Origin of the sequence: Mycobacterium attenuatum, from assembly GCF_900566085.1 — a bacterium.
Classification (GTDB): Bacteria; Actinomycetota; Actinomycetes; order Mycobacteriales; family Mycobacteriaceae; genus Mycobacterium; species Mycobacterium attenuatum.
In genome coordinates, this window is sequence record NZ_UPHT01000063.1 from 1 (window position 1) to 23,321 (window position 23,321).

General features: G+C 66.6%; 21 protein-coding genes and 3 pseudogenes. 17 read left to right on the forward strand and 7 right to left on the reverse strand.

Features of this window, described 5'->3' with window-relative positions; all coding sequences use genetic code 11:
- Positions 1–205: 205 nt before the first annotated feature.
- Positions 206–439: pseudogene (locus tag EET13_RS10940) on the reverse strand (PPE domain-containing protein); the annotation flags it as partial.
- A 554-nt stretch (positions 440–993) separates the two neighbouring features.
- Here EET13_RS10940 and EET13_RS10945 point away from each other — a divergent pair.
- The gene (locus tag EET13_RS10945) at positions 994–2,478 is read left to right on the forward strand and encodes a PE family protein (RefSeq protein ID WP_122442309.1); all 1,485 of its coding nucleotides are present in this window, start codon (positions 994–996) and stop codon (positions 2,476–2,478) included.
- A gap of 24 nt (positions 2,479–2,502) precedes the next feature.
- Here EET13_RS10945 and EET13_RS10950 read toward each other — a convergent pair.
- The 3 genes and pseudogenes from EET13_RS10950 to EET13_RS10960 all read right to left on the reverse strand — a co-directional run.
- Positions 2,503–3,387: pseudogene (locus tag EET13_RS10950) on the reverse strand (universal stress protein); the annotation flags it as partial.
- A gap of 83 nt (positions 3,388–3,470) precedes the next feature.
- Positions 3,471–4,304: a class I SAM-dependent methyltransferase gene (locus EET13_RS10955; protein ID WP_122442310.1), complete on the reverse strand. Its 834-nt coding sequence runs from the start codon at positions 4,302–4,304 to the stop codon at positions 3,471–3,473.
- Positions 4,304–4,900, reverse strand: coding sequence for a DUF2249 domain-containing protein (locus tag EET13_RS10960; RefSeq protein WP_122442311.1), 597 nt, complete (start codon positions 4,898–4,900; stop codon positions 4,304–4,306). The genes EET13_RS10955 and EET13_RS10960 overlap by 1 nt, the downstream gene beginning before the upstream one ends.
- Positions 4,901–4,954: 54 nt before the next feature.
- Between EET13_RS10960 and fdxA the strand changes: the two genes are divergently transcribed.
- Genes fdxA through EET13_RS10985 form a run of 5 tightly spaced genes read left to right on the forward strand, consistent with a single transcriptional unit; the run spans position 4,955 to position 7,698 of the window.
- Entirely contained in the window at positions 4,955–5,311 is a 357-nt protein-coding gene (gene fdxA, locus EET13_RS10965; RefSeq protein ID WP_122442312.1) for a ferredoxin, read from the forward strand.
- Complete coding sequence (locus tag EET13_RS10970) at positions 5,295–5,969, forward strand: helix-turn-helix transcriptional regulator (protein ID WP_280177870.1); 675 nt, start codon at positions 5,295–5,297, stop codon at positions 5,967–5,969. Before fdxA ends, EET13_RS10970 begins: the two co-directional genes overlap by 17 nt.
- Complete coding sequence (locus tag EET13_RS10975; RefSeq protein ID WP_122442314.1) at positions 5,966–6,391, forward strand: hypothetical protein; 426 nt, start codon at positions 5,966–5,968, stop codon at positions 6,389–6,391. Before EET13_RS10970 ends, EET13_RS10975 begins: the two co-directional genes overlap by 4 nt.
- A gap of 12 nt (positions 6,392–6,403) precedes the next feature.
- Positions 6,404–6,748 carry a cupin domain-containing protein gene (locus EET13_RS10980; protein ID WP_122442315.1) on the forward strand — a complete coding sequence of 115 codons (345 nt, stop codon included), beginning with the start codon at positions 6,404–6,406 and terminating at the stop codon, positions 6,746–6,748.
- A 2-nt stretch (positions 6,749–6,750) separates the two neighbouring features.
- Positions 6,751–7,698, forward strand: coding sequence for an NAD(P)H-dependent flavin oxidoreductase (locus EET13_RS10985; protein WP_122442316.1), 948 nt, complete (start codon positions 6,751–6,753; stop codon positions 7,696–7,698).
- On the opposite strand, the gene EET13_RS10990 is transcribed toward EET13_RS10985, so the two are convergent.
- Positions 7,678–8,385 carry a helix-turn-helix transcriptional regulator gene (locus EET13_RS10990; RefSeq protein ID WP_211186408.1) on the reverse strand — a complete coding sequence of 236 codons (708 nt, stop codon included), beginning with the start codon at positions 8,383–8,385 and terminating at the stop codon, positions 7,678–7,680. The two genes, EET13_RS10985 and EET13_RS10990, sit on opposite strands and share 21 nt — an antisense overlap.
- 88 nt (positions 8,386–8,473) lie before the next feature.
- Between EET13_RS10990 and EET13_RS10995 the strand changes: the two genes are divergently transcribed.
- A complete protein-coding gene (locus EET13_RS10995; protein WP_122442317.1) occupies positions 8,474–8,929 on the forward strand; it encodes an Rv2617c family stress response/phage resistance protein in 456 nt (151 codons plus the stop codon).
- Between the two features lie 13 nt (positions 8,930–8,942).
- On the opposite strand, the gene EET13_RS11000 is transcribed toward EET13_RS10995, so the two are convergent.
- Positions 8,943–9,446: a DUF1990 domain-containing protein gene (locus EET13_RS11000; protein WP_122442318.1), complete on the reverse strand. Its 504-nt coding sequence runs from the start codon at positions 9,444–9,446 to the stop codon at positions 8,943–8,945.
- A 57-nt stretch (positions 9,447–9,503) separates the two neighbouring features.
- Between EET13_RS11000 and EET13_RS11005 the strand changes: the two genes are divergently transcribed.
- The 10 genes and pseudogenes from EET13_RS11005 to EET13_RS11060 all read left to right on the forward strand — a co-directional run bounded on the left by EET13_RS11005 (position 9,504) and on the right by EET13_RS11060 (position 21,164).
- Complete coding sequence (locus EET13_RS11005) at positions 9,504–10,385, forward strand: aldo/keto reductase (protein WP_122442319.1); 882 nt, start codon at positions 9,504–9,506, stop codon at positions 10,383–10,385.
- A 162-nt stretch (positions 10,386–10,547) separates the two neighbouring features.
- Positions 10,548–12,160: pseudogene (locus EET13_RS11015) on the forward strand (PE family protein).
- A gap of 216 nt (positions 12,161–12,376) precedes the next feature.
- Positions 12,377–13,000: a PaaI family thioesterase gene (locus EET13_RS11020; protein WP_425294238.1), complete on the forward strand. Its 624-nt coding sequence runs from the start codon at positions 12,377–12,379 to the stop codon at positions 12,998–13,000.
- Between the two features lie 107 nt (positions 13,001–13,107).
- Positions 13,108–14,190, forward strand: coding sequence for a glycosyltransferase family 2 protein (locus EET13_RS11025; protein WP_122442322.1), 1,083 nt, complete (start codon positions 13,108–13,110; stop codon positions 14,188–14,190).
- Between the two features lie 138 nt (positions 14,191–14,328).
- On the forward strand, positions 14,329–16,413 hold the full coding sequence (gene thrS, locus EET13_RS11030; protein WP_122442344.1) for a threonine--tRNA ligase: 2,085 nt from the start codon (positions 14,329–14,331) through the stop codon (positions 16,411–16,413).
- On the forward strand, positions 16,406–16,978 hold the full coding sequence (locus tag EET13_RS11035; RefSeq protein WP_122442323.1) for an ATP adenylyltransferase: 573 nt from the start codon (positions 16,406–16,408) through the stop codon (positions 16,976–16,978). Before thrS ends, EET13_RS11035 begins: the two co-directional genes overlap by 8 nt.
- 314 nt (positions 16,979–17,292) lie before the next feature.
- The gene (gene pgsA, locus EET13_RS11045; RefSeq protein ID WP_122442324.1) at positions 17,293–17,991 is read left to right on the forward strand and encodes a phosphatidylinositol phosphate synthase; all 699 of its coding nucleotides are present in this window, start codon (positions 17,293–17,295) and stop codon (positions 17,989–17,991) included.
- Positions 17,988–18,950, forward strand: a complete 963-nt coding sequence (locus EET13_RS11050) for a phosphatidylinositol mannoside acyltransferase (protein WP_122442325.1) — start codon at positions 17,988–17,990, stop codon at positions 18,948–18,950. The genes pgsA and EET13_RS11050 overlap by 4 nt, the downstream gene beginning before the upstream one ends.
- 22 nt (positions 18,951–18,972) lie before the next feature.
- On the forward strand, positions 18,973–20,109 hold the full coding sequence (locus EET13_RS11055) for a glycosyltransferase family 4 protein (protein ID WP_122442326.1): 1,137 nt from the start codon (positions 18,973–18,975) through the stop codon (positions 20,107–20,109).
- Entirely contained in the window at positions 20,109–21,164 is a 1,056-nt protein-coding gene (locus tag EET13_RS11060; RefSeq protein WP_122442327.1) for an NUDIX hydrolase, read from the forward strand. The genes EET13_RS11055 and EET13_RS11060 overlap by 1 nt, the downstream gene beginning before the upstream one ends.
- A 36-nt stretch (positions 21,165–21,200) precedes the next feature.
- Here EET13_RS11060 and EET13_RS11065 read toward each other — a convergent pair whose 3' ends face one another.
- Positions 21,201–23,114, reverse strand: coding sequence for a PE-PPE domain-containing protein (locus tag EET13_RS11065; RefSeq protein ID WP_122442328.1), 1,914 nt, complete (start codon positions 23,112–23,114; stop codon positions 21,201–21,203).
- Positions 23,115–23,321: the final 207 nt, after the last annotated feature.

Below are 23,321 nucleotides of genomic sequence, written 5' to 3' on the forward strand. Positions count from 1 at the left end.
TCATCACCGGCACCAAACCAGCACACGACACGAGATTGTCATCATCGAACACCGCCGACGAGGGCGCGAACCTGTGACACACTCTCACCGAAAGTGCCTTTCTTGAGCTGGACGATTGTTGTCTGGAAACTCCAATCATCCCAGGTCAAAAGGCACTTTCCTCATCTCGACACCCGAAACGAACCCAATCCATCCGTGGATCGAGGCTTAGCCATCCCAAATAAGACGTGGCCGCCTCGGCCATCGCCGCTGACGCCGCACCCTGCCACGACCAACCCGCGAGCCCCGAGGTCACCGACGAAAATGCCGTTGTGGCCCAATCCAACTCGGCGGCCAAGCCCTCCCAGGCCGCCGCTGCTTCCGCCATCGGGGCCAGCCCAGCACCGACGTATAGCCGCGCGGAATTGATCTCGGGCGGCAGTATCGCGAAATCGGTCACTGGGTCTTCATCGGAAACCGTAGCTGGCCAGCGCCGTGACGACCGACGCCGTCACAGCCAGTCCTGCTCGTGTGTCTTGGGCTCCTGGGTTGGGGGCCGTTAATTGATCTAACGATTATTAATCAGGTTCGAGATGCCGGGCCGCGTTTGATGCAATGTGTCAAGAATTCTCAGGGTCGCCGCAACTGGCCGCCTGCGGTACCGGTGTGGGTTCGATTGCACCCGTGCAGCATTGCACAACCGGGGAGGTCGCCGTCGGTGACTGAGGTCCGGTTTGTCGGGCGGCGGGTCGGCTGTCCACGATCAGGTTCCTGTGGTATCGGCATGGGTCCGCTGAGGAGGGTTCCTCGCGCGATGCTTGGAGCTGAACCTGAGCTTGCCAAATGCCGGACGCTTCGGCATTGCCCGACTACATTTCGTATTGATGCACGCCGCTTCCGTTGCCTGTGCTCTGCGTCCTGGCCGGAACGGCCTGGGATGTGCTCATGGAACCGAAGTCAGCGGGGTACTCCGGGCCGCGCTGAATAGCAGCAAGAGTGGGGAGAGGTCGGAAAATGTCGAACGTGGTCGCGGTGCCTGAGATGTTGGCGACCGCAGCCACCGACGTGGCCGGAACCGCTTCGGCGATCAGCGCCGCCAACGCGGCTTCGGTGGATCTGATAAGCAGCGTGTTGCCGGCGGCCGGCGACGAAGTGTCCACGGCCATCGCGAAACTACTCGGCGCATATGGCCAGGAATACCAAGTAGTGGCCGCGCAAGCCGCCGTGTTTCACGATCAGTTCGCCCAAGCACTGGCGGGTGCGAGCGGCGTTTACGCGCAAGCCGAGGCCGCCAACGCGACTCTGCTGTCCGGGCCGTCGAACGCGCTCGAGGCGATCACCGCGCCGATCCGGACGCTGCTGGGTCAGACACCGGTCGGCGGCGACGGGGGGAGCGCGGGTACGCCGACTTCCATGGCACAGGTGGCCTCGGCGGACCCGCTCTACGCGCTGATCATGGGCGGTACCGGTATCCCGGATCCTGGTCCCGTCTACGTGTCGCGGGTCAACGCCGCCTACATCCAGCCCAGCTACCCGGGAGCCATCCCCCAACCGGTGTACACGCCCGAGCAGTTCTGGCCGTGGGGCAAACTGACGTTCGGCCAATCCGTTGCCGAGGGCGTCACGCTGCTCAACAATGCCATTAATACGACGCTGAGCGACCCGGCAAATAGTGCCGTCGTTTTCGGCTACTCGCAGAGCTCCACTGTGGCCACCAATGAAATCAGCGCTCTCATGGCGCTGGGCTCGCCGGATCAAGACCGGCTGTCCTTCATTCTGACAGCTAATCCCAATAACCCTAACGGCGGGATCCTCGCGCGCCTGCCAGGCTTCTACATTCCGATTTTAGATGTGCCGTTCAACGGTGCCACGCCGCCGAATACTCCCTATCCGACGACTATTTACACGGCCCAATACGACGGCATCGCCAATGCTCCGCAGTACCCGCTCAACGTCGTCTCGGACCTCAACGCATTCATGGGTTTGTTCTATATACACGGCCAATACCCCGATTTCACGTCCACACAGGTTGCTAATGCGGTACCGCTGCCGACGTCTCCCGGCTATACCGGCAACACCGAGTACTACATGATTCTGACGCAGAATCTGCCGCTGCTGCAGCCGATTCGCGATATCCCCTTTATCGGTCCCCCGATCGCCGATATATTCCAGCCTAATCTGCGGGTGCTCGTCGACATGGGCTACTCGTCCTACGGGCCCGGGCTCAGCTATGCCAACGTTCCCACGCCGGCCGGGCTATTTTCGGTGCCCAACCCCTTCACCATCATTCCCTACCTGGCACTGGGGACGGTGCAAGGACCCCAGGCCGCGTTGGTGGATATTGGATTGTTGCCGCAGTCCTATACGCCGAACGCCTACCCCTATCTTCCGTCCATCAATCCGGGAGTGAACTTCTTCCTTGGTCAACCCACGGTGACAGTGCTATCCGTGCTGGGTGGCGCGATCGGAGACGTGCTGGAGCTGATTCCGCCGGCCTGAATTGACCAACCGACTGCAGGCCGGTGACTCACGTGCCACGATCACCGGTACCTGTGCCATCTGCGCGACCGCTTCACCGACCGACCCCACCGACATTCCGGCGAATCCGCCACGGCCGCGGCTGCCGACCACCACCAATTGGGCCTGGCCGGACTTGTCGACGAGCTGGCGCGCCGGCTGATCCTGCACGGCAATCCGGGTTACCGCCACATCGGGATACTGTTCCTGCCAGCCCGCCAAGCGTTCGGCCAGCACCTGCTCTGCCATCGATTATGTTGCCGGCCAACCGATTCCGGGCCATTCCGAGACGTCGATGTCGCTCCAGGCATGCGGACCCACCAACCCGACGCGCCGGCGCGAGGCCTCATCGAACGCCAACGCGGTCGCCAGTTCCGAGGCCGACGAGCCGTCGATGCCCACCAGCACCGGTGCCTGACCGCGCTGCGCCGCCGACGGGTCGTCGTCGGCAACGATCGCGACCGGACAGTGTGCATAGCGGAGCACGGCCGAACTGACCGAGCCGCGCAGCCGGGCAGGCCATCGTCCGCTGCCCAGGCAACCCGTGACCACCATTTCTGCGTCTTTGGACAAGTCGACCAGCGCCGGAACGGCTGGCGACCCCAAGATCTCGGTGTGGACGCCGGCAGGACCGCCACCCTGAGCGGCCTCGTTGACCATTTTGAGCGCCTCGTCGACCAGTCGGCCTCCCCGATCCTGCTGCCAGCGCGCCAGGCCCGCCGGCATCGGCATCTTCAGCCGGCTCGACACTTCGGGCGACACGGCATGCACGAGTGTCAGTGGGATGTTTCACAACTCGGCATCGCGTGCCGCCCACTGCACCGCCAGCCGGGCGGCGCGTGACTCGTCGATGCCCACGACGATTCCCACCAGTGCGTTGCGCGATGACATGGCCCGACGCTATCGGCGACCGCCCGGCCGGGTCAGGGCCGTTTGTCACCAGGGTGCGGGCATAAGTCCCGGACTGTCAGCGATCAGATGCTCGATGCGGCGGGTTTGGAGGCGATGATCGCCACGGCGGCCAACCGCTCCCGATGCTTGCGGAAAGTGTTGCGCATCATCAGCACTCGCTTACGCGCGGCCGGCTGGGTGAGCACGTTCTTGGCAAAGCGCAGTGCACCGAACAGGCCTTCGTCGGCGATCAGCCGTCGCGGCTGCAACAGTGCCATCGGGGCGGTCGCGACGTGTTCGACGACCAGGCCGTGTCCGGCCAGCAGCTGCGACCATTCCGCGACGGTGAGCGGTCGGGCGTTGACCTTGATCGCCCGTGCCAGCGACTGCCTGACTTCGGTGCTGATGTCCTCGGGTACGTCGTCGGGCGTCAGGGCGAGCTCGTGTATGGCGTAGCGTCCGCGCGGGCGCAGCACCCGCGCCGCTTCGGCGACGATCGCGTGCTTGGCCGCGTCTCCCTGCATGGTCAACATCGCTTCGCCGATCACCACATCGACGCTGGCATCGGGTAATCCGGTATCGGCTGCGTCGGTGACTCGCACGTCGCCGCGGCTGCCGTGATCGTGCAGCACCCCGCGAACCAGGTTGGCAGCATCCGGGTCACCCTCCGCGCCGACGTACGACCGCGGGTGACGGACCAGGATTTCGGCGGCGGTACGGCCCAGCCCCGGCGCCAGTTCGAGCACGTCGGCGTCTCCGACGTCGGCGCGGGCCAGCAGCGTCCGCGTCAACTCCACGCCGCCGGGCCGGAGCACCCGCTTACCCAGCCGGGCCAGCAGCCAGTGCCCCTGCAGGTGATCCTCGTCGCGATTCGACTGCGGCAGGGGCCGCTCGCATCCTCCTGCTGCGTCCGCCATCAACTGCCCTGGGGGGCGACCGGTTCCAACGCCAGCGCCTGGCGCCGCCGATGCACGGTGAGATATCGCAAGCCCTCGGGACCGGCAGTGAACTGCCGGCGCGAGCGGCGTGGCAGCCACAGCAGTGCGCCCGGGTGCAGGTTGATGATGCCCTCCTCGGTGGTCAGCCGGCCGCTGCCGGACAGCACGTGGATCAAGACGTCGAGATCGGGTCCAGTATGCATGCCGATTCCGCCGCCGGGCGGGACGGCGACGATGTTGGCGTCCAGATCGCGGTCCCGGACTTCCAATGTCCACGCTGCGCCGGTGACGCCGGGGGGTACGGCAGTGTCGTTGGTGTCGGCCAGGATCCGGGGCAGCGGCGTGGTGGTCAGCTTGCTGATCCGTATACGCCACACCTCGGGGCCCTTTTCGACGTATTCCCACCCGTAGCCGCCGGGGTGTTCGGTGTCGAACTCGGCGCGCAGGTGTTTGGGGTCGTGGTTGTTGACCAAAACGAACGACCCGCCGGTGGGCAGCGCGGCGTAGCTGGCGAAAATCGCTGGATGCTTGTCCGGTTTACGTAGTCGGCGTACGTCAAGTTCATTGTCGGGCATAGGGTTTCCCGCCTCAGATAGTTTTTACAAGTGTATTTGTGTAAACTTTAGCGCATGACATACGTGATCGGAAAGCCGTGCATCGACGTGATGGATCGCGCCTGTGTTGAGGAGTGCCCGGTCGATTGCATTTACGAGGGCGGCCGGGCGCTCTACATCCACCCGGACGAATGTGTGGACTGCGGCGCCTGCGAGCCGGTATGTCCGGTAGAGGCCATTTACTACCAAGACGACCTGCCGGCCGAGCTGCAACGCTACCGCGCCGACAATGCGGCGTTCTTCGCCCAGACCCTGCCGGGTCGCGGCGAACCGCTGGGTTCGCCCGGGGGAGCTGCCAAGATTGGGCCTCTGGGGGTTGATACGCCTCTGGTGGCCGCCGAGCCAAGAGCCGACGATTCCGGAGGTGAGTGATATCGCCAGATCAGTCCAGGAGCCGACGGGGCGCCGTCGCGCGGTGCTGCGGGTATTGCGGGCATCACGCGTCCCGATGAGCATCGTTGCGATTGCCGACGCGCTGGAAGTGCATCCGAATACCGTCCGGTTCCACCTCGATGCCCTGGTCGCCGACGGCCAGGTGCAGCGCGTCGAGTCCGGCCCGCGCGGCCCGGGACGGCCGCCGCAGATGTTCTCCGCAGTCCGGCAAATGGACCGTGGCGGCGCGCGGCACTATCGGCTGCTCGCCGAGATCCTTTCCAACGGCCTTGCCGCCGAACCTGATTCACACGCGAAGGCGCTGGCCGCCGGACGCGCCTGGGGCCAGCGGCTGGAAGCACCGACAACCGACAGCAACGCCGAGGGGTCGATCGAGCACCTGGTGGGAGTGCTCGACCAGCTGGGGTTCGCCCCGGAGCGACGGGTGTCGGACGGGCAGCAACAGCTGGGCCTGCGCCACTGCCCGTTTCTGGAGGTCGCCGAAACGCGATCTAGCGTCGTCTGTCCGATCCACCTCGGGCTCATGCAAGGCGCTCTGGAAACATGGGCGGCGCCAGTCAGCGTGGAGCGGCTCGACGCGTTCGCCGAACCGGACCTGTGTCTGGCCCACCTCTCGCTGAAAGGAGCCGCCAGGTGAGCACCGGGCCGGCGATCGAGGTTGCCATTACCTTCGTGTGGCTCGGCATGGTGCTGGCCATCTCGTTTGTGGAAGCTCCGCTGAAGTTCCGCGCGCCCAATGTCACGCTGCAGATCGGCCTCGGTATCGGCCGCCTGGTCTTTCGCGCGCTCAACACCATCGAGGTGGGATTCGCGCTGGTCCTGCTGGCGCTGGTCGTGGCCGGGCCCACGCCGGTGCGCGTCAGTGCGGCGCTCGGAGTCGCGCTGGCCGCGCTGGCCCTGCAGGTGATCGCGGTCCGTCCCCGGCTGGCCCGCCGTTCCGACCAGGTCCTGGCGGGGCAGGAAGGGCCTCGGTCCCGGGCACACTACGTGTACGTGGGTTTTGAGGTGGTCAAGGTCGTTGCCCTGGTGGTGGCAGGGATACTCCTACTGAACGGCTGAAAGGACTCATCGATGGAATCCATCTCGCTGACCGAGCTGGCGGCCGAAAAGCTGGCCGAGGCCAAGCAGTCCCACAGCGGACGGGCGGCGCACACCATCCACGGCGGGCACACCCACGAACTGCGGCAAACCGTGCTGGCGCTGCTTGCCGACCACGACCTGTCCGAACACGACAGCCCGGGGGAGGCGACGCTGCAGGTGCTGCAGGGCCACGTGCGCCTCACCGCCGCCGACGACACCTGGGACGGCAAAACCGGCGACTACGTCGCGATTCCGCGGACCCGGCACGCCCTGCACGCGGTGCAGGATTCGGTGGTCATGCTGACCGTGCTGAAAGACCAGCCCGGCGCGCACTAAGCGTGCTTTCCACACCCTGGTCGCGGGGCTTCGGCCTGCAGGTGCCGATCGTCAACGCACCCATGGGCGGAGTTGCCGGCGGTCGACTCGCCGCCGCGGTCACCGCGGCTGGCGGCCTGGGCATGATCGGCATGGGCAGCACGGCGACCCGGGCTTCGCTGGCCGAACAGCTGCGGCAGGTGGCCGGCAGGTTCGGGATCGGCCTGGTGGACTGGGTCATGCGACGTGAGGTTGGCCTGCTCGAGGACGCCCTGGCCGCAGAGCCCGTATTGTTATCGGTCAGCTTCGGCACCGACTGGTCCTGGGTGGTCAAGGCGCGCGATGCCGGAATCGCCACGGCCACACAGGTTTACGACGGCGCAGGGGCTCGTCGGGCGGTCGACGCGGGGGTGGACATCGTGGTCGCGCGCGGGGCCGAGGGGGGCGGTCACGGCGAGGTACGGCTGGGCACGCTGCCGTTGCTGGACGCCGTCCTAGAAGCCGTGTCCGTGCCGGTGCTGGCCGGCGGTGGCGTCGCCTCGGCCCGGAGCCTGGCCGCGGTGCTGGCTGCCGGTGCCGGCGGGGCCTGGGTGGGCACCCGTCTGGCGGCGTGCCCCGAGGCGCTGACCGGTGAGAGCACCCGCCGGGCGCTGATCGCGGCCCGGGGAACCGAAACCCGGGTCACCCGGGTTTTCGACGTGGCCGCCGGCCTGGCCTGGCCCCGGCGCTACCCGTCGCGGGTACTGTCCAACGACTTCGTCGAGCGCTGGACGGAGCGGGAGAACGAGCTGGCGGCTGACCCGGCTGCCCGCCGTGAGCTGACCGCCGCGATTGCCGCCGAAGACCTGCGAGTGGCTCCAGTCGACGCGGGGCAGGGCGTCGGGATGATCGGTGACGACGCGTCCGCGGGTGAGGTCATTGCGAACATGTGCTCGGGTGCCCGAAGTTTGCTAACCCGCTGGGGGGCATGACGCTCGGCCCTTGAGCACGACGCAACACCGTTGCGGCCGGGGGTCCAGCCGGGCGTCGGGCCCGTGCGGCGCCAGCGCGTCGGCCACCCCGGTGATCAGCGCATGATTCATGGAGCACGCCAGTTGCGTCTCCTGCTGGGCCAGTGCGTGGAACGGGCAGTTCGCCAGCTCGACTTCCCCGTTGGTACGACGGGGTTCATAGCCGTGCTTGCGCAGCACTGCCAACGCCACCTCGAGCGCCGCTGCGGCATCGACGGGCTTGGCGACGCCGTTGCCGATGGTATGGCCGTAGTCGTGGGCGAGTTGGTTGAGCACCTCGGCGGCGGGCTCCCCGGTGCTGGCCGAGCGGGCGATGGCCGCGGCCATCAGCCGCCCGGCCAGCTCGTACTCCCGCTGCGGAAGGCTGACCGCGATATCGCGCCCGGCCCTGCGGTACCGCTTGGCGGTCCGGCCCGCACCGGGGCCGGAGCGACCCGTCACACGTGCGTAGTCGGTCTCCAGCAGGCCTTCGGCGGTGAGCCGGTCGAGGTGGAATTTGGCCTGGTGGTGGGCGATTCCGAGAGTGTCGGCCGCCTGGTCGCGGCTCACCGGCCCTGGTTGTGAGCACACGTACTCGTAGAGCCGATGACGCACCGGGTCGGCCAGTGCCCCGATCCCGGCGGCGTTGCGCTCGAGTGAGTCCGTCACCTGCCCCGCTTCTAAGAGAGAAAACACTTGACGCTACAGTTTACACGTTCTAACGTCCAAAATATTATACTATAGAAATGGAGGGGTCATGAGTACCAGACACGTCCACCAATCCGCCGGTGTCGCACCGTCCTTCGCCGACCAGGTGAAAGATCCGTCATATTCGGCGTACCTGCTGCTTCGCACCGTGTTCACGGTGGCGCCGATCGTGTTCGGGCTGGACAAGTTCTTCAATCTGCTGACCCACCCGCATCACTGGAGCATGTACCTGGCCGGGTGGATCGACAACCTGGTTCCGGGCACCGCCGACCAGTGCATGTACCTGGTGGGTGTGATCGAGATCGCGGCCGGGGTGCTGGTTGCGGTGGTACCGCGGTTTGGTGCCTGGGTGGTGGCGGCCTGGCTGGCCGGGATCATTCTCGATCTGGTCACCGGTCCCGGGTTCTACGACGTGGCACTGCGCGACTTCGGCTTGCTGGCCGGCGCTGTCGCCCTGGCGCGGCTGGCCGAGGGCGTGCACCGGGGCAGCATCGGGCGTCGTTGAGGGGCCCGGTCCGTCAAACCCCGCGCAGGTAGCGCTTCGCGATGATGCGCTGGGCCACCGAAACGACCGGGCCGCCGAGCTTGCTCCACCAGGTCGCGGGCCGGGAGAACGCCGACACCTCCGCGTATACCGCGGAGGTGCTCGCGTCGTAGCGCACGGCGAACCGTTCCTCACCGGACTCCGGGTGACCCGGCAGCGTTCCGTAGGCGAATCCGCGGTTGTCGGGTTCGTCGATGACGTACACCACGCGACAGGGCGCGCGCATCAGACCCATCAGCCTGACCACCACGATGGCCGAAACCACCGCGACGTCGGAACTCGCCGCAACCCCCAGGCCGGCTCCGCGCTGCATGCCCCAGCGCATGACGGCGTCGGCAGCTTGCTCGAAACGCGCACGGCCAGAACCGATCTGGGCGGACATGCTGAGGTGGCCATAGCCCGGTGGCAGCTGCGCGGCCGCGGTCGCGCCCACTTCGGGATAGGTCAGCTGAAGGTCGGCGAGCGCATCCAGGTCCACTCAACCAGCTTGCCACGCCACATTGCGCGGCCGGGGTGGCGGCGTACGGTCGGAATAGTGACCACACAGACCTCGAAAGCCTTGGCAGCAGCATCCGGCACATTCACATTCGGCGGTGACTTGACGGTCAACCGGCTCGGCTTCGGTGCGATGCGCCTGACCGGTGAAGGCGTGTGGGGTCCGCCGGCCGACCGCGAGGAGTGTGTTCGGGTGTTGCGGCGGGCCGTCGAACTCGGCGTGAATTTCATCGACACCGCCGATTCCTACGGCCCCTATGTCTCCGAGGAGATCATCCATGAGGCGTTGCATCCCTACGACGGATTGGTGATCGCCACCAAGGCGGGGCTGCTGCGCACCGGCCCCAATGTGTGGATCCCCCTCGGGAACCCGAGCTATCTGCGCCAGGAGTGCGAGATGAGCCTGCGGCGCCTCGGCGTCGAGACCATCGACCTTTTCCAACTGCATCGCATCGACCGCCACGTCCCGCTGGAAGAGCAAGTTGGCGAACTGCTCGAGTTAAAAAATGAAGGCAAGATCCGCCATATCGGGCTGTCCGAGATCGACGTGGACCAACTGCAAGCGGCCCAGCAGATCACCGACATCGTGTCGGTGCAGAACATGTACAACCTGGCCTCGCAGGGTGCCGGACCACTGCTGGAGGCCTGCGCCAGCCAGGGCATCGGGTTTATTCCGTGGTTTCCGCTCGGGTCCGGCCCGCTGGCCTCCGCGGACGGTCCGCTGCGGCACCTCGCCGCCGAGCACGATGCGACGCCGTCGCAGCTGGCGCTGGCCTGGCTGCTGCAGCGCTCCCCGGTGATGGTGCCGATTCCGGGCACCTCGAGCGTCGCGCACCTAGAGGAAAACGTCGCCGCGGCCGAAATCACGCTCACTGAACAAGAACTCGAGCTGCTGGCGGCCATCGGCGAGCAGAACGCCTGACACGGGCTGCGCAAGGCGTTCGGCCGTAAGCAAGGGCGAGATAGACCGGCTCGACGACCGAATTCCGTTGAGTGCTATTAGAACGTTTAAGAAAGTCGAGTTGAGGTCAGGACTTTCGGCGTAGCATCCCCAGGCCAATGTGCCGAATCAGCGGAGGCTGGGATGTCGTTTGTCATAGCAACACCGGAAACTGTTGTCGCGGCGGCAACGGACCTGCAGGGTATCGGCGCGGCGCTGCGTGCGGCCAACGTGGCAGCGGCCGGCCCGACGACGGCATTGCTGGCTGCGGGGGCCGATGAGGTGTCGGCGGCCATTGCGGCGCTGTTCGAAGGGCACGCTGGGGCTTATCAGGCCGCCAGTGCACAGGCGGTTGCCTTTCATGCGAGGCTGGTGCAGGCCTTGAGTGCCGCAGCTGGTGCGTATGCCAACGCGGAAGCTGCCAACGAATCTCCGCGCAGAGCCTGCAGCAGGGCGTCCTGGGCGCCGTCAATACACCGACCCAAGCGCTGCTGGGCCGGCCGCTCATCGGTGACGGCGCCAATGGCGGGCCTGGGCAGGCAGGCGGCCCGGGAGGCTGGTTGTACGGCAACGGCGGAAATGGCGGGAACGGTCTGCCAGGACAGGCCGGCGGCAACGGGGGCAGCGCGGGGCTGATCGGCAACGGTGGTGTCGGCGCAAAAGGCGGGGCTGGAGCGGGTGGCGGCAACGGCGGCACGGGCGGCTGGTTGGTCGGCAATGGCGGCGCCGGCGGGATGGGCGGCGCCGCGGTGCCAAATATCAACGGTGGCTCCGCCGGCCAGGGCGGTACGGGCGGCAACGCCACCCTATTCGGCGACGGCGGCGCCGGCGGCCAGGGCGGCGCCGGCTTCACCGGGGCTCACGGCGTCAACCCGGCCATCAACGGCATAGCCGGCAAAGGCGCCAACGGCACCCCGGACTTGCTGGTTAATGCTAGCGGCGACGTGGTCGGTGGGAACGGCCAATCGGGCGCGGATGGCGCGTTTGCCGCTGTCGGTGGCACGGGCGGCAGCGGCGGACTCGGGCTCGTTTTCGGAGGCGCTGGAAACGCCTTCGGCGGCCACGGTGGCACCGGTGGTGTCGGTGGAATCGGCGGCGCCGGCGGTTTGGGAGGGGATGCCATCACCGCCTCCGGTGGCGCGTTGGGGGGCGACGGCGGCAACGGGACCATTGGCATTGCCGCGGGCGGCGCCGGCGGTGCCGGCGGCGGTGGCGGACTGGCTCGAAGCTTCGCTGACGAAGCCGCCAGCGGCGGTAGTGGTGGCTTGGCCGGCGGGGGCGGCACTGGCGCCGCCGGAGGTACCGGTGGCTTCGGCGGCTCGGGTGGCAACGGTGGTCGCAGTGGGCTGCTGTTCGGCGACGGCGGCATCGCCGGGATCGGCGGCGAGGGCGGCGCCGGGGGGACCGGCGGTCATGGAGGTGTCGGTGGTAATGGCGGCGACGGCGCCGGTGTCACCACAGGCAATGGCGCTATCGGCAGGGGCGGGCACGGAGGCCCGGGCGGCGACGGCGGCGCGGGCGGCACCGGAGGCAACGGCGGCGGCACCGGTGCCGGCGGACTCGGCAGTCTGGGAGGTGTGCTGGTTGGCCAGGCCGGTGTCAACGGCCCCGCTGCCAATGGCGGTGCTGGTGGCGCCGGTGGCAGCGGCGGCGGGCTGGGAACCGGCGGTACGGGCGGGACCGGCACGACCCACAACGGGGCCGATGGCGCCGACGGCAGCATCGGTGCTGAGGGCCTGTCGGGCCAACCGGGTTGAGCCACGGCCGGCCGGCTGCCCAGCGGCCGCTGTCAGCGCGGCACCTTCACGGTCAACACGCGGGTTCGGCGCCAATGGGCACGGGGCTGACGGCTCAGATGGCGAGCGGTGTCCGCAGTGCCCCCGCCGGCGGTGCCGTTCGTATTCGGCGGTGTGTTCACCCTGCGCGGGCTGGCGCATACCGCATACCTAGGGGCGACCAAATACGGTGTGGTGGTGGCAGGTGATCATGAGCGACACCCGGGCGGGGGATTCAATCCTCCCGAGCCGACCACCAAGGGCGGACCCGACTACGGCCGGTTCATCGACGCGGTGCGCAAGCTGCAAGACCATGCCCGGGCCGCCGACGCGCCCGACGACGTGATCACCGAGGCCGCCGATCTGCTGGAGAAGGTATCGGCGCTGCTGACGCCGTTCGACACCGACGAATGGCACTCGCCGTCGGGCCGGCGGATGGATCTGCCCGTCCGCGGCAATATCCTGACCGTCCCTATGTCGGCCCGCAAGGCAGCGGACGGCCGGATCCACGGCTGGGCTCGGTTCGCCCGGTTTCACCTGGGCCGCAACGGCGCCGTGCATGGCGGGGCGCTCGGGCTGCTGTTCGACACGGTGCTGGGATTGACGGCGTCGGTGCTCACCGGCAGCACCCGACAGCGCACGGCCTACCTGACGATCAACTATCGCAATGTCGTGCCCGTCGAAAAAGAACTGCAGATCGAGGCTGGGGTGGACCGCGTCGATGGGCGCAAACTCTTCGTCTCCGGCCGGCTGACAGATGGCGACACCCTGTTGACCGAGGCCGACGCATTGTTTGTGCGACTCAAGCCCGGCCAGCCCTGAGGCGGCGCGGCACGCTGGCGGTATCCGGACCCAAGCCGGCCACTGAATTGCATTAGCCAATAATTGTCTTGACGAATCATTGCACAGGTGTACAATATCGTATTTAAGTGATCGATGGCCGCTCGCTGATCCATTTCTCGTCGGGTATCTGCTTCGCACCGCGCTGGGCGTCGGCAATACAAGTGTTGGGTTGGGACATGATCGACATCTTGTTGGCGGCAAGCCGTCTCCGTCAGTCCGCCGGTGGGCCGGCTCCAACGGTAGCGATCGTCATCCCTGCCTATAACGAGGAGGGGTTTATCGGCAAGTGCCTCGAATCGTGCCTGCGCCAAACATCTCCTCCGGACGAAATAATTGTCGTCAACAACAGGTCGACAGACCGCACCAAGTCGATAGTGCGGCGGTTCCAGCTCGACCACCCGCACATTCGCATACGCCTACTTGCCCAGAATGAGTATCAAGGCATCGCTCCCACCCGCAACTGCGGATTCGACAATGTGCGCAGCGCCGTCATCGGACGAATCGATGCCGATTCCATCATTTCGGACGACTGGGTGGCGACGATCCGGCGGCGGTTTCGGGACCCGGGCCTCGACGCGGTGACGGGTCCGGTCTGGTATTACGATATGCCCCTGCAGGGACCGGTTTTCCGGCTGGACCGCCGGGTCCGTGGCTGGCTGCACCGGAACTCGACAGATCAACGGTTTCTTCTGGGCGCGAACATGGCAATTCGTACCTCGGCGTGGCGGGCCGTCCGTCACCTCACCCGATTGGATCTCGAAGATCAGCTGCACGAAGATGTCGACCTTGCGGTAACGCTGTTCAAAAACAATTTCCGCATCGATTACGAGCCCGCACTGGTTGCCGGCATGTCGGGGCGGCGCGTCGCGTGCTCAACACGCGATTTCTATCGATACGCCACCCGCTATATCAGGACGACGAAAGCGCATAATGTCACCAGCCGCATCGCACTGGTGACTATTGCGATCCTGTTGTCGGGATATTTCCCGGTGCGCATCCTGGAATTCTTTTACGACGGCGAGAACAACCGCTTCACCTCGGTCAAGCTGCGCGACAAGATTCGCGCGATGACACGTCGCGGCCGGAGGCATGAGCCCATGGGGCAGCTGCTGCGCACGTACGCTGACCGAGCGGACCGCAGCGATCTGACCCAGCAGCGCGCGGCCTGACGCGACGGCCCCTGCGAAATACGGCGGACGACCCCTCCGCGCGCCCGTCGGTGTGGGGCCGCCAAGGTCGGCACCGATAGCATGGTCGCGATCGTTCCGACACGCCTCGAACCTGCCACATCCTTGGAGACCAACCCGATGAGCGCCCCCGTACACCCCGTCCCCGGAGATGACGGCGGCGACCCGCGGCGCCCGGGAGACGCGATCCCGGTTCCTGCCGGGACCCCCGCGGCCGCCGCGGTCGGCGAGGCGGGGTTGCCCAGGCGCGGCACGCCTGACGCGATCGTCGTGGTGCGCGATGCCGAAGGCAACCTGCGCGACCTGAACTGGGTGCCCGATGCCGACGTCGAGGTCATACCGGTACCGGCCAATACCGAGGAAGGCCGCAGCGTCATCCGGCATTCGACCGCCCATGTCCTGGCTCAGGCCGTCCAGGAGCTGTTCCCGCACGCGAAACTGGGCATCGGCCCGCCCATCACCGACGGCTTCTACTACGACTTCGACGTGGCCGAGCCGTTCACTCCGGAGGACCTGGCGGCGCTGGAAAAGCGGATGCGTCAGATCGTCAAGGAGGGGCAGCTATTCGACCGGCGGGTCTATGCCTCCAAGGAGCAGGCCCGCGCCGAGCTGGCCAACGAGCCCTACAAGCTCGAACTCGTCGACGACAAATCCGGCGACCCGGACGTCATGGAGGTCGGGGGCGACGAGCTCACCGCCTACGACAACCTCAATCCCCGTACCCGGCAACGGGTCTGGGGCGATCTGTGCCGCGGGCCGCACATTCCGACCACCAAACACATCCCGGCCTTCAAGCTGACCCGCAGTTCGGCGGCCTACTGGCGCGGTGACCAGAAAAACGCCAGCCTGCAACGGATTTACGGTACCGCGTGGGAGTCGCAGGAGGCGCTCGACCGCCACCTGGAACTCATCGAAGAGGCGCAGCGCCGCGATCACCGCAAGCTGGGCGTCGAGCTGGACCTGTTCAGCTTCCCCGACGAAATCGGTTCCGGCCTAGCCGTATTCCACCCCAAGGGGGGGATCGTGCGTCGTGAACTGGAGGACTACTCGCGGCGCAAGCACACCGAGGCCGGCTACCAATTCGTCAACAGCCCGCACATCACCAAGGCCCAGCTGTTCCACACCTCGGGGCACCTGGACTGGTACGCCGACGGCATGTTCCCGCCGATGCATATCGACGCGGAACACAACGCGGACGGCTCGGTGCGCAAACCCGGCCAGGACTACTACCTCAAGCCGATGAACTGCCCGATGCACTGCCTGATCTTCCGGGCTCGTGGGCGCTCCTATCGCGAATTGCCGTTGCGGCTCTTCGAGTTCGGCACGGTCTACCGCTACGAGAAGTCCGGCGTGGTGCACGGGTTGACCAGGGTGCGCGGCCTGACCATGGACGACGCCCACATCTTCTGCACTCGCGACCAGATGCGCGACGAACTGCGCTCGCTGCTGCGGTTCATCCTGGACCTGCTGGGTGACTACGGTCTGACCGACTTCTATCTGGAGCTGTCCACCAAGGATCCGGAAAAGTTCGTCGGCTCCGACGAGGTCTGGGAGGAAGCCACCAACGTGCTGGCCGAGGTGGGTGCCGAATCCGGGCTCCAACTGGTGCCGGATCCCGGCGGCGCCGCGTTCTACGGACCTAAGATCTCGGTGCAGGTCAAAGACGCGCTGGGCCGTACCTGGCAGATGTCGACCATCCAGCTGGACTTCAACTTCCCGGAGCGCTTCGAGCTGGAGTACACGGCCAGCGATGGCGCGCGGGACCGCCCCGTCATGATTCACCGCGCGCTGTTCGGGTCCATCGAGCGGTTCTTCGGGATCCTCACCGAGCACTACGCGGGCGCGTTCCCGGCATGGCTGGCGCCGGTCCAGGTGGTCGGTATCCCGGTCGCCGACGAGCATGTGCGCTACCTGGAAGAGGTTGCGGCACAACTGAAGTCGCATGGAATAAGGGCGGATGTCGACACCAGCGACGACCGGATGGCCAAGAAGATCGTGCACCACACCAATCAGAAGGTGCCGTTCATGCTGCTGGCCGGTGACCGCGACGTGCAGGCCGACGCGATCAGCTTCCGGTTCGGTGACCGCACGCAGCTTAACGGCGTACCCCGGGACGCCGCGGTGGCGGCCATCGTGGCATGGATCGCCGCTCGCGAAAACGCCGCTCCAACAGCAGATTTGGTGAAAGTAGACGGCGGTGAGTGACGAGCGGCGCGCTGACCTCGAGGACAGCACCATCTTGGACCGGGGTGTGGGCGAGCGCGACCACCTGGAGCGGCTGTGGACGCCGTACCGGATGAACTACCTCGCCGAAGCACCGATGAAGCGCCCCGAGTCGGAGCGCGCGCAGCCGTTCACCGATATCCCGTTGCTGTCCGACGAGGAAGGTCTGGTGGTTGCGCGCGGTGAACTGGTCTACGCCGTGCTCAACCTCTATCCGTACAACCCGGGACACTTGATGGTGGTGCCCTATCGGCGGGTTTCGGAGCTGGAGGATCTGACGGAGCGGGAAAGCGCGGAGCTGATGGTGTTCACCCAGAAGGCGATTCGCGTCATCAAGACGGTGTCACGACCGCACGGCTTCAACGTCGGGCTGAACCTTGGGACCTCGGCGGGCGGCTCGCTGGCCGAGCATTTGCACGTGCACGTGGTGCCGCGGTGGGGCGGCGACGCGAACTTCATCACCATCATCGGCGGCTCGAAGGTGATTCCGCAGTTGCTGCGTGACACCCGTCGGCTGCTGGCCACCGAATGGGCCAGGCAACCGTGAACTGCGGCGGCGACGATGCGGAGCGCAGCGATGAGGAGGAGCGGCGCGCATGAGTTGCGGCGGCGACGATGCGGAGCGCAGCGATGAGGAGGAGCGGCGCGCATGAGTTGCGGCGGCGACGATGCGGAGCGCAGCGATGAGGAGGAGCGGCGCGCATGAGTTGCGGCGGCGACGATGCGGAGCGCAGCGATGAGGAGGAGCGGCGCGCATGAGTTGCGGCGGCGACGATGCGGAGCGCAGCGATGAGGAGGAGCGGCGCGCATGAGTTGCGGCGGCGACGATGCGGAGCGCAGCGATGAGGAGGAGCGGCGCGCATGAGTAAGGTGCCGTTCCTGTCCCGGGCGGCCTTCGCGCGGATCACCGACCCGCTCGCCCGGGCGCTGCTGCGGATCGGCCTGACACCCGATGCGGTCACCATCATCGGCACCACGGCTTCGGTGGCCGGGGCACTGGTGCTGTTCCCGATGGGCAAGCTGTTTCCCGGTGCCTGCGTGGTCTGGTTCTTCGTGCTGTTCGACATGTTGGACGGGGCCATGGCCCGGCAACGCGGCGGTGGCACCCGGTTCGGCGCGGTGCTGGATGCCGCGTGCGACCGCATCAGTGACGGTGCGGTGTTCAGCGGACTGCTGTGGTGGATCGCGTTCGGCATGCGCGACCGTCTGCTGGTGGTGGCGACGTTGATCTGCTTGGTCACCTCGCAGGTGATTTCCTACATCAAGGCGCGGGCCGAAGCCAGCGGCCTGCGTGGCGACGGCGGCATCATCGAACGACCGGAGCGGTTGATCATCGTGCTGGTCGGCGCGGGGGTGTCGGACTTCCCGTTCATCGCGTGGCCCCCGGCATTGCCCGTGGCGATGTGGCTGCTGGCGGTGGCCAGTGTGATCACCCTGGGTCAGCGGTTGCACACGGTGTGGATCTCACCGGGGGCCACCGATCGCATCCCGGCGCCGGGCGGTGGAACCGAACCCCACGGCCATGCCAAGCGGAATGACGCCGGAAAGAAGCAGCGGTGATCGCCACCCCGGGCGGCCTGCAATTGGCCGAGGGCACGCGGCGTCTTCTGACCGGCCGCGCCAGCGACTTGGCGTACGCGGCGGGCTGGCAGGTCGTGCGCGCCATGCCGGAGTTTGCCGCGCGCAACGTGTTCGACGCCGGGGCGCATTACGCGGCGCGCCGCGGCGGGCCGCAGCAATTGCGCAAGAACCTGGCCCGGGTCGTCGGCGTGCGACCCGCTGACGTCCCAGGCACCTTGATGCGGGCCTCGTTGGAGTCCTACGCCCGCTACTGGCGCGAGGCGTTCCGGTTACCGACGATGAACCACCGCAAGTTGGCCCGCCAGATCGATAACTCGTTCCAGGGCATCGACAACCTGGATGCCGCACTGGCCGCAAGCCGCGGTGTTGTGGTCGCGCTGCCGCACAGCGGAAACTGGGACATGGCCGGCATGTGGCTGGCGCAGACGTACGGCACGTTCACCACCGTCGCGGAACGACTCAAACCCGAGTCGTTGTATCGGCGTTTCATCGAGTATCGGGAAAGCCTCGGTTTTGAAGTGCTCCCGCTGTCCGGAGGCGCCAAGCCCCCCTTCGCGATGCTGTGCGAGCGGCTGCGGATCAACCGGGTGGTCTGCCTGATGGCCGAAAGAGACCTGACCCGCAACGGCGTCCAGGTCGACTTCTTCGGTGAACCCACCCGGATGCCCGCGGGGCCGGCCAAGCTGGCCATCGAGACTGGAGCGGCGTTATTGCCGGCGCACTGCTGGTTCGAACCCAACGGTTGGGGCTTTCGGGTGTATCCGGCGGTGGACTGCGCCAGCGGTGACGTCGGCGCCATCATCCAGGCGCTGGCCGACCGGTTCGCGGCCAACATAGCCGAGCACCCTGCGGACTGGCACATGTTGCAGCCGCAGTGGTTGGCTGACCTGTCGGATGCCCGGCGGGCCCGGCTGGGGCCCAATCTCAGGCCCAATTGAGGCCCCAATTGAGGAAAGCCTGATGCGCATCGGCATGGTCTGTCCGTACTCGTTCGACGTAGCGGGTGGCGTGCAGTCGCATGTGCTGCAACTCGCGGAGGTGATGCGCGCGCGCGGGCATGAGGTCAGCGTGCTCGCTCCGGCGTCGCCGCATGCCGCCCTGCCCGACTATGTCGTCTCCGGCGGCAAGGCGGTGCCGATTCCCTACAACGGGTCGGTGGCGCGGCTGCGGTTCGGCCCGGCGACCCACCGCAAGGTCAAAAAGTGGCTGTCCGAAGGTGATTTCGACGTCCTGCACCTGCACGAGCCCAATGCGCCGAGCCTGTCAATGCTGGCCCTGAACATCGCCGAAGGTCCGATCGTGGCGACGTTTCACACCTCGACCACCAAATCGCTGACCCTGACGGTGTTCCAGGGCATTCTGCGGCCGATGCACGAAAAGATCGTCGGGCGGATCGCGGTGTCGGATCTGGCCCGGCGCTGGCAGATGGAGGCGCTGGGTTCGGACGCGGTGGAGATTCCCAACGGTGTGGACGTGGAGTTCTTCGCCTCGGCGGCGCCGTTGGACGGATATCCTCGGCCGGGCAAGACGGTGCTGTTCCTGGGTCGCTACGACGAGCCCCGCAAAGGCATAGCCGTGCTGCTGGCCGCCCTGCCTTCCGTGGCGCAGCGCTTTCCGGACGTTCAGCTGCTGATCGTCGGCCGCGGTGACGAGGACCAGTTGCGCAGCCAAGCAGGTCCGCTGGCGAACCACATGCGCTTCCTGGGCCAGGTCGACGACGCCGGAAAGGCCTCGGCGATGCGCAGCGCCGACGTGTATTGCGCGCCCAACACCGGCGGCGAGAGTTTCGGGATCGTCCTAGTCGAGGCCATGGCCGCCGGCACGCCGGTGGTGGCCAGCGACCTGGATGCCTTCCGGCGCGTGCTCCAAGGCGGGGAGGTGGGGTGTCTGGTTCCGGTCGACCCCCCGGATGTGCAGGCCGCCGCGCTGGCTGATGCGCTGATCCGGGTGCTCGCCGACGACGCGCTGCGGCGCCGCTACATCGCCGCCGGTGCTGACGCGGTGCGTCGTTACGACTGGTCGGTGGTGGCCAATCAGATCATGCGGGTATACGAGACGGTCGCCGGTTCGGGCGTCAAGGTGCAGGTCGCCAGCTGATGACGTGGCTGCTTGTCGTCGTCGCGGTGCTGCTCGTGGTGCTGGTGGTGTTCGGCGCCTGGGGTTATCAACGGGCCAACCGGCTGGACCGGCTGCACGTCCGCTGCGACTTGTCCTGGCAGGCGCTCGACGGTGCCCTGGCGCGGCGCGCGGTGGTGGCGCGCGCGGTGGCTATCGAGGCTTACGGCGATACGCCCGAGGGCCGGCGGTTGGTGGAACTGGCCGATGCCGCCGAGCGCGCCCCGCGGCAGGCGCGTGAGTCGGCGGAAAACGAGCTCTCCGCCGCGTTGGCGGTGGTGGGCCCGGCATCGCTGCCAACAGCCCTGGTTACCGAGCTGGCCGACGCCGAAGCCCGGGTGGTCCTGGCCCGCAGATTCCACAACGACGCCGTCCGTGACACCCTCGTGCTGCGCGAGCGGCGCATGGTGCGCGCGTTCCGCCTGGGTGGAAGAGCTCCGCTGCCAACGTATTTCGAAATCGCCGAGCGTCCCCACGCGCTGGCCCACAGCGACCGGGGCGGCCGGGGTAATGCGACCCGGCGCACCTCGGCGCGCGTGGTACTGCTGGACGAGACCGGCGCGGTGCTGTTGCTGTGCGGATCGGATCCGGCGGCGCCGGACCCGCATGGTTCGGTGCCGCCGCGGTGGTGGTTCACCGTCGGCGGTGAAGTGCGCACCGGTGAGCCGCTGGCCCAGGCGGCCGCGCGTGAGCTGGCCGAAGAAACCGGGCTGCAGGTCGAGCCGGCCGAGCTGGTCGGGCCCATCTGGCGGCGCCGCGACGTCTTCGAATTCAACGGCTCGGTGCTCAACAGCGAAGAGTTCTACCTGGTGTATCGCACCCAGCGGTTCGAGCCGTCTATCGAGGGGCGGACCGAGCTGGAGCGCCGCTATATTCACGGTGCCCGCTGGTGCAGCACGGCCGACATCGCGCAGTTGGTGGCCACCGGCGAGCAGGTGTACCCGTTGCAGCTCGGTGAGCTGCTGCCCGAAGCCAACCGGCTGGCCGAAACATCGGGCGGGGCGGCGAATCTCGTTGCGCCCCAGCCTATCCACTGATCCGCGAACGGTTCCGCGGCGGGCCGGGATCCAACCTCAGGGGAACCGGGGCAACCACGATGACGTCGGCGGCAGCCCCAGATCGACCAGAAAGTCGTTGATGCCTTGCACGGTGCCGCGCTGCAATGCCGCGGCCACGTCGAACAGGCTGATGTCGGGGAAGAGCCCGGCGGGTGTGGGAACGTCGGCCGGTCCCTGGCTGTAACCGTGTTCGAGGTTGCCGTAGCCCCAGTTCACCAGCACCTTCAAGTTGGGCTGGATCAGATCGGCCAGCGGCTCCCCGACGAACGGGAGCTGGCGCAGCGGACCCAATATCGGGAGGTCCTGAACGGGAATCATGATGTAAGTGCTCAGCGATCCGGGCGTCACCGGCTGAACCACGCCCGTAGCAACGTATTCGGGAGTCAGACCCGGATATTGGGAATGCAGAAAGAGTGCGCCCGCGACGGCGTTGACATCCGACAGAATATTGATCGGGTATTGCGGAAAGTCACCGATCCCGCTGTATTCCAAGGTGTACACAGTGGTCGGATAAACATTGGCCGGAGTCGCCGGAAAGAACGTGAAATCCAGGAACGGTATGTGCACCCCGGGGAAGCGGGAAAGGACGCCGCCGTTGGGGTTGGAGGGATCACCGATCAGCACGAACGACAGATCGGTCAAGGTCGGTCGTTGGTCGGCCGGCAAAGTCGCGAGATAACGCAGTTCTTGGCCGACCACTACCGCGCTCTGCGAGTAGCCCAGGACCACGGTGTTGCTTCCCGCCACAAATTGCTCCATGATCGCCGCGTTCAGATCGGCGACGCCCCGGGCCACCGACTGATCGAGGCTTAAGCTGCCCAGACCGGTTAACGGCCACAGCTTCGAGGGCTCCACTTTGAAGTCGATGGGAAACGCGGTGGAACCCGCGTGGACAGGCTCGACGTAGAGGCCCGTGACTGCCAGGCTGTAGCCGAGCCTGGGTAGCGGGCTGAGTGCCGTGCCGCCCAGGGTGAACACCGCTCCGCCGCCCCCCAGCCTTTCGAGCACGCTAGTGACGCCGACGTCGCCGTTTTGGGGGTTGGCGTAGCCGATCCAACCCTCGCCGATATTGACGAGGCCGATATTGCGCTCGCCGACGTTCCAGATACCGACGTTCGCCGTACCAGCGTTTTCGTAACCGATGTTGAATTGGCCGACGTTGCGGGTGCCGATGTTTGCGTTGACATAGTTGTTCCAACCCGCGTTGAAGTTGCCGATGTTGTCAAAGCCGAGGTTGAAACTGCCAAAGTTGGCGTTGCCGATGTTGAAATTGCCGGTGTTGTTGTTGCCGATGTTGAAGTTGCCGGTGTTTCCGGTGCCGATGTTGAAGCTGCCCGTATTTCCGCCGCCCACATTGACGTTCGGCAGATTCCAGCTGGCAACCGTGCTGTTGGCCATATCGGCCAAGTGTTGTGGCAGTTCCTGCCAGGGCGGCAAGCTCGCCGCAGCGGCCGAGGCGCTTAGGTGATAGCCCAGCATGGCGGCCACGTCCTGAGCCCACATCTGCTCGTATGTGGCCTCGGCGAACGCGATCGCCGGTGCGTTTTGCCCGAATAGGTTCGACATCACCAGCGACACCAACTGAGACCGATTAGCCGCGATGATCGCCGGATGTACGGTCGCGGGCTGCGCCGCTTCGAACGCGCTTACCGCAAATCGGGCCTGGGCGGCCGCCTGCCCGGCGTGGCCGGCCGTCGCCTGCAACCAGCCCATATAGAGTGCAGCCGCGTCCAGCATCGCCGTCGATGCAGCGCCCTGCCACGGTCCACCTACCAATCCCGAGGTCAACGACTCAAACGAGGTCGCCGCCGAACCCAACTCGGCAGCCAGCCCGTCCCATGCTGTGGCAGCCGCCAACATCGGCCCGAGGCCGGCGCCGGAATACATACGCGCCGAATTGATTTCCGGGGGCAATACAGCGAAATTCATCGCTATTCGCCTTTCTCAGCAGCGCACCCCCGCGATAAACAGCCAGTATACGAGCGCCGCCCGCGGCCCGCGGGTATTTGCGTAACTTCGCTAATGCTGCAGTTTTGGCCCGAAATAGCCACGCGGCGAATGTCTTTCGAAATACCGATCAGTGGCCGTGCACCTCGCCACGTTGGTGGCCGTCGGCATCGTCTCGCGGCGCGGTCA